The sequence below is a fragment of the Pseudonocardia sp. SID8383 genome (assembly GCF_009864975.1).
Taxonomy (GTDB): Bacteria; Actinomycetota; Actinomycetes; order Mycobacteriales; family Pseudonocardiaceae; genus Pseudonocardia; species Pseudonocardia alni.
In genome coordinates this window covers 1-6,529 of record NZ_WWFY01001238.1, presented here as the reverse complement: position 1 = coordinate 6,529, position 6,529 = coordinate 1, and the positions used below count along the sequence as shown (strand labels likewise).

The 6,529-nt window shown below is 73.6% G+C and carries 4 protein-coding genes; 3 read left to right on the top strand and 1 reads right to left on the bottom strand.

Annotated elements, in window-relative coordinates:
• From hrpA to GTW08_RS30385, 3 genes are all read left to right on the top strand, one after another.
• The coding region (gene hrpA, locus GTW08_RS30395; RefSeq protein ID WP_161152876.1) for an ATP-dependent RNA helicase HrpA at positions 1-3,835 on the top strand (3,835 nt) is incomplete at its 5' end.
• Positions 3,836-3,871: 36 nt separating this feature from the next.
• Positions 3,872-4,261 carry a VOC family protein gene (locus tag GTW08_RS30390; protein ID WP_073577908.1) on the top strand — a complete coding sequence of 130 codons (390 nt, stop codon included), beginning with the start codon at positions 3,872-3,874 and terminating at the stop codon, positions 4,259-4,261.
• A gap of 70 nt (positions 4,262-4,331) precedes the next feature.
• Positions 4,332-5,534: an acyl-CoA dehydrogenase family protein gene (locus GTW08_RS30385; RefSeq protein ID WP_073577909.1), complete on the top strand. Its 1,203-nt coding sequence runs from the start codon at positions 4,332-4,334 to the stop codon at positions 5,532-5,534.
• 15 nt (positions 5,535-5,549) lie between these two features.
• Here the strand turns inward: GTW08_RS30385 and GTW08_RS30380 are convergent.
• Positions 5,550-6,529, bottom strand: a 980-nt coding sequence (locus tag GTW08_RS30380) for an oxygenase MpaB family protein (protein WP_161152875.1), incomplete at its 5' end; no start/stop codon positions are given.

The window sequence follows — 6,529 nt, the reverse complement described above, 5'->3', positions numbered from 1 at the left end:
GGTCGCCGACGCCGTCGCGAAGGCCGAGCACCGCGTGGAACGCCGCCGCGCCGCGCTGCCGCGGATCTCCTACCCCGCGACACTGCCGGTCTCCGCGCGCCGCGAGGAGATCGCCGACGCGATCCGCGACAACCAGGTCGTGATCGTCGCCGGGGAGACCGGATCCGGGAAGACGACGCAGCTGCCGAAGATCTGCCTCGAGCTGGGCCGCGGTGTGCACGGGATGATCGGGCACACCCAGCCGCGGCGGCTCGCCGCGCGCACCGTCGCCACCCGGATCGCCGAGGAGCTGGGCGTCGAGCTCGGCGGGGCGGTCGGCTGGAAGGTCCGGTTCACCGACGCCGTCGGCGACTCGACCATGGTCAAGCTGATGACCGACGGCATCCTGCTGGCCGAGCTGGCCGGCGACAAGGACCTGCTGGCCTACGACACGCTGATCATCGACGAGGCGCACGAGCGCAGCCTCAACATCGACTTCATCCTCGGGTACCTGACCCGGCTGCTCCCCCGCCGTCCGGACCTGAAGGTCGTCATCACCTCGGCGACGATCGACCCGGAGCGCTTCGCCCGGCACTTCGGCACGGCCACCGAGGGCAGCGACCCGACCCCGGCCCCGATCGTCGAGGTCTCCGGGCGCACGTTCCCGGTCGAGGTGCGCTACCGCCCCGTCGTCGACCCGGACGACCCGGACGCCGATCCCGACCGGCAGCTGGACGACGCGATCGGCGACGCCGTCGTCGAGCTCCAGCGCGAGGGACCGGGCGACGTGCTGGTGTTCCTGCCCGGTGAGCGCGAGATCCGCGAGGCCACCGAGGCCCTGGAGCGGCGCAACCTGCGGAACACCGAGATCCTGCCGCTCTACGCCCGACTGTCGACGGCCGAGCAGCAGCGTGTCTGGGCGCCGCACGCGGGCAACCGGGTCGTGCTGGCCACCAACGTCGCCGAGACCTCGCTGACCGTGCCCGGCGTCCGCTACGTCGTGGACACCGGCACCGCGCGCATCTCGCGCTACTCGCGCCGCCTCAAGGTGCAGCGGCTGCCGATCGAGAAGATCTCCCAGGCCTCGGCGAACCAGCGCTCCGGTCGCTGCGGCCGCACCTCGGACGGCATCGCGATCCGGCTGTACGCCGAGGACGACTTCGACGCCCGCCCCGAGTTCACCGACCCGGAGATCCTGCGGACCAACCTGGCCTCGGTCGTGCTGCAGATGATCGCGCTGGACCTGGGGGAGATCTCGGAGTTCCCGTTCGTCGAGCCGCCGGACCGGCGCGCCGTCGCCGACGGCCTGGACCTGCTGCACGAGCTCGGCGCGCTGCGCCCGGACCGGCGCTCGCTGACCGCGGTCGGACAGTCGCTGGCGCGGCTGCCGGTGGACCCGCGGCTGGGCCGGATGCTCGTGGAGGCGCACCGCAACGGCTGTCTGCGCGAGGTGCTGGTCATCGCCGCCGCGCTGAGCGTGCAGGACCCGCGCGAGCGGCCCACCGAGCAGCGCCAGGCCGCCGACGACAAACACCGCCGCTTCGGTGAGGACGGCTCGGACTTCCTGGCCTACCTGCGGCTGTGGGACCACCTGAACGCCCGCCGCGACGAGCTGTCGGGCAGCCGGTTCCGCCGCGAGCTGCGTGAGGACTTCCTGCACTACCTGCGGGTGCGCGAGTGGTGGGACCTGCACGGCCAGCTCCGCCAGGCCGCCCGCAGCTCCGGCATGGATCTGAACGACCACGACCCCGAGTGGCCGCGGCACGCCGACCGGATCCACCAGTCCGTCCTCGCCGGTCTGCTGTCGCAGATCGGCATGCAGGACCCGCTCGCCGAGAAGGGCACCGGGAAGGGCGCCGGGAAGGAGCGGAAAGGCCCGAAGGACTACCTCGGTGCCCGCGGCGCGAAGTTCGCGATCTGGCCCGGCTCGGGCCTGGCGCGCAAGCCCCCGCGCTGGGTGATGGCCGCCGAACTCGTCGAGACGACGAGATTGTGGGCGCGGACCGTCGCACCGGTCCAGCCGGACTGGATCGAGCCCCTCGCCGGACATCTCGTCAAGAAGACATACTCGGAACCGCGCTGGTCACGTACGCGCGCGTCCGCCGTCGCGACCGAACGGGTCACCCTGCACGGGCTGCCGCTGGTGGCCGACCGCAGCGTCGCCTACGGCCGGATCGACGCCGAGGTGAGCCGCGACCTGTTCCTGCGGCACGCCCTCGTCGAGGGCGACTGGGAGACCCGGCACCCGTTCTTCCATGCCAACCGGGAGCTGCTCGATAGCGTCGAGGAGCTGGAGCACCGGGCCCGGCGCCGCGATCTGGTCGTCGACGAGGACACCCTGTTCGCCTTCTACGACGAGCGGGTCCCCGCCGACGTCGTCTCCGGAGCGCACTTCGACCGGTGGTGGAAGAAGGAGTCGAGGCAGGCCCCGGACCGGCTGACCTACACCGAGGAGATGCTCGCGACCGAGGCCGCGAAGCAGGTCGACCGCGCCCATTACCCCGACCACGTCGAGGCGGGCGGGCTGACGCTGCCGCTGTCCTACGCGTTCGAGCCCGGCCATCACGAGGACGGCGTGACCGTCGACGTGCCGGTGGCGGCACTGAACCAGGTAGACCCGACGCCGTTCACCTGGCAGGTGCCCGGGCTGCGCGAGGAGCTCGTCACCGCGCTGATCCGGACGCTGCCGCGGAACCTGCGGCGCAACTTCTCCCCCGCCCCGGACCACGCGAAGGCGGTGCTGGCCCGGCTGCGCGGCGAGACCGGCCGGCGGCCGCTGCTCGACGTCCTGGAGGACGAGCTCGGCCGGATGCGCGACGTGGAGATCCGGCGCGAGGACTGGGAGCTGGAGCGGCTGCCCGAGCACCTCACGGTGACCTTCCGGGTGCTCGACGAGTCCGGTGCCGAGCTGGCCCGCGACACCGACCTGGACAGGCTGCGCCGCGCCCTCGCCCCGAAGGTGCGGGAGGAGCTGGCCGCCGCGGGCAGCGACGTCGAGGCGACCGGGCTGACGTCGTGGACGATCGGCGAGCTCCCCCGCGAGCTGCCGATCCGGCGTGGCGCGCACACGGTCACCGGCTACCCGGGCCTGCGCGACCGCGGCACGAGCGCCGACGTCCGGGTGTACGCGACGGCGCCCGAGCGCGACCCCGCCCACCACCGCGGGGCCCGGCGGCTCCTGCTCCTCAACACCACCCACCCGGGGAAGCAGGTGCAGCGCGGCCTGGACAACCGGGCGCGGCTGGCCCTGTCGCGCAACCCGCACGGCTCGCTCGACGCCCTGCTCGACGACTGCACCACCGCCGCGGCCGATCACCTGATGGCCCGGGGCGGCGGCGACCCGTTCGACGGGGCGCAGTACGCACGACTCGCGGAGCTGCTGCGGATGCGGCTGCCGTCGACGACGTTGCAGGTCCTCGACGCCGTACGCGGCGTGCTGGAGGTCTGGCACCGGGTCGGTGCGGCGCTGGCGGACCTGCGCGGTCCCGCCACCCGCGACGGCGTCGCCGACGTGACGGCGGTCGTGGGCCGGCTGACCGCGCCGGGCTTCGTCACCGCCGCCGGGGCGACCCGGCTCGGCGACGTGAAGCGCTACCTGCAGGGCTGCGAGCTGCGGCTGGAGAAGCTGCGCGCCGACCCCGCCCGCGACGCCCGGTGGACCGCCGAGATCGCGCCGGTCGAGGCGGAGTACCGCGGGCTGCTGGCCGCCCTGCCCGAGCACACGCCGCCGTCGCCCGCGCTGCGCGAGATCGGGTGGATGCTCGAGGAGCTGCGCATCTCGCTGTACGCGCACCCGATGAAGACCCGCCATCCGGTGTCGGTGCAGCGGATCGAGCGGGCGATCGACGCGCTCTGAGGCGTGACCGTCGGGGGTCGCAGGCACACTGCCGCCATGACCGATGCACCCGTTGCCAGGTTCGCACTGTTCGCGCTCGACTGCCCGGACCCGCTGGAGCTCGCCCGGTTCTACTCGGCGATCACCGGCTGGCCGGTCCAGGGGCCGACCGACACCGACCCCGACTGGGTCGAGCTCGACCCGGGCGGCGCGGGCGCGACCCTGGCGTTCCAGCAGATCTCCGAGGGAGAGTTCACCCCGCCGGAGTGGCCCGGGCAGGTGCGGCCGCAGCGCGGGCACGTCGACTTCGACGTGCCCGACCTGGACGCCGGGGAGGCCGCGGTGCTGGCGCTCGGCGCCACCCGGCACGAGGTCCAGCCCGCGCCGGACAGCTTCCGGGTCTTCCTCGACCCGATCGGGCACCCGTTCTGCCTGGTGCGGGCCTGAGTTCCGCCCGGCGGAACCCCGGTGATTCTGTGAGGATCAGGTCTCCGTCGACGGCGAGGGGCCCGCGATCATGACCGCACCGACCACTCCGTACACCGAGCTGGGCGAGGCTCTGGGCACCGACTTCTTCTCGGTGCGCGACCAGTTCACCGACGAGCAGTGGCAGCGCTTCGCCGACACCCGCACGTTCGTCGACGCCGAGGTCCTCCCCGGCATCAACGACTACTGGGAGCGCGCCGAGCTGCCCTGGCACCTGTTCCGGCGCCTCCCCGAGCTCGGGATCGTCGGCGAGGACATCCGGGGCTACGGGGCGGCCGGGATGAGCCCGCTCGCGCTCGGCCTCGTGCACATGGAGCTGCACCGCGGGGACGGCTCGCTCGGCACGTTCCTCGGGGTGCACGCGGGCCTGGCGATGAAGGCGATCGCGATGTGCGGCTCGGAGGAGCAGAAGCAACGCTGGCTGCCGTCGATGTCCACCATGGACAAGTTGGGCGCGTTCGCGCTGACCGAGCCGATGCACGGTTCGGACTCGGTCGCGCTGGAGACCACCGCGACCCGCGACGGGGACCACTGGGTGCTGCGCGGGTCGAAGCGCTGGATCGGTAACGGCAGCGTCGCGGACCTGGTGGTCGTGTGGGCGCGCGACACCGACTCCGGCGAGGTGCTCGGGTTCGTCGTCGAGACCCCGGCGGAGGGCTACGAGGCCACCGTCATCCCGGGCAAGGTGTCGCTGCGGGCACTCTGGCAGGCCGACATCGAGCTGGACGGGGTCCGGGTGCCGGAGGAGAACCGGCTGACCGAGGCGCGGACGTTCGCCGACTGCGCCGCGGTGCTGGCCACCACCCGGGGCACCTGCGCCTGGATGGCACTGGGCCACGCGACCGCCGGCTACGACGCCGCCCTGCGCTACGCGCTGGAGCGCGAGCAGTTCGGCAAGCCGCTGGCGAGCTTCCAGATCGTGCAGCAGCGGCTCGTCGCGATGCTCGCCGACCTGACCGGCATGCAGCTCTACTGCATGCAGTCCGCCCGGCTCGCCGAGGTGGGCAAGCTGTCGCCGACCGTCGCGGGGCTGGCGAAGATGCACAACACCCGGACCGCCCGCAAGATCCTCTCCGAGGCGCGGGACCTGCTCGGCGGCAACGGGATCCTGCTGGAGCACCACGTCGTGCGGCACTGGGCCGACATCGAGGCCATCCACACCTTCGAGGGCACCGAGACGATCCAGACCCTCATCGTGGGCCGGGACGTGACCGGGATCAGCGCGTTCACCTGATCCCGGCGGGCGGGGTCAGGCTGCCAGGTCGCGGGGGCCGGGCGTCTCCCGGCCGAAGCGACGGGCCAGGTCGGCCTCGACGCGGCGGTCCGAGCGGCGCTCCAGCCACCGCCGCCCCCGTGCGGTCCGCGCGACGAGCAGCGACTCGACCAGGTTGCGCAGCACCTGCGACGGCCACATCCACGCCGCGGTCACCGGCAGGTCCAGGTCGCGCAGGCCCTCGGCGCGCAGGAACACCCGCAGCAGCGACAGCAGCCGTCGTCGCTCCCAGGCGCCGCGGAACCGGTCGGCGGGGCCACCGGTCCGCTCGCTGCGCAGCCCCTCGACGAGCGCGCCCGCGAGCAGCGGGCCTGCCGGGGTGACGTCGCCCTGGGTCAGCACGACGTGGTGGTTGAACGCGTTCTGGGCGCGCTCGGTGTCGAACAGCCAGTCGTCGTCGACCCCCATCAGCCACCCGACGTAGCGCCACAGGTGCATGATCGCGTCGCCGTCGGCGCGCGGGACGTGGCGTCCGAGCAGGCGGCAGCCGAGGATCGCGGTGCTGTTGAACAGCCCGAGCGTGGCCGCGGCGTCGGCCTGGTTGATCGGCAGCCCGTGGCCGGCGACGTCGTAGCGGTCGCCCCGCTCGAACCGCTCAGCGACGAGGGCGTGCATGGCGCGCACGTGCAGCGTCGCCGCCCAGCCCGCACCACCGGGCACCATCCCGCCGGGACGGCTCACGGCGAACGCCCACGCCTGAGTCTCGCCGAGGCGGCGCATCGCGCCGGCGCCGGTGAGCCCACCGGTGCGGACGAGCAGCTCGGTGGGGCCGCCGTAGCGGTAGCCGCCGATCAGCGAGAGTCCCAGCAGCACGTCGTCGCGGCTGCGGCCGAGCCTGCGGTAGGCGCGGGCGCCGCGCTCGAGCAGGTCCCGGTCCAGCCAGTCCGGGTCCGGGGTGACCGCGGCGAGGAAGTCCCGCAGCGCGGGCGGGGCGTCGGCCGGCGCGGCGCCCGCGG

Coding starts and splice junctions, on each gene's coding strand:
- GTW08_RS30390 (WP_073577908.1), top strand. CDS start 3,872: ATGACCGATGCACCCGTTGCCAGGTTCGCACTGTTCGCGCTCGACTGC.
- GTW08_RS30385 (WP_073577909.1), top strand. CDS start 4,332: ATGACCGCACCGACCACTCCGTACACCGAGCTGGGCGAGGCTCTGGGC.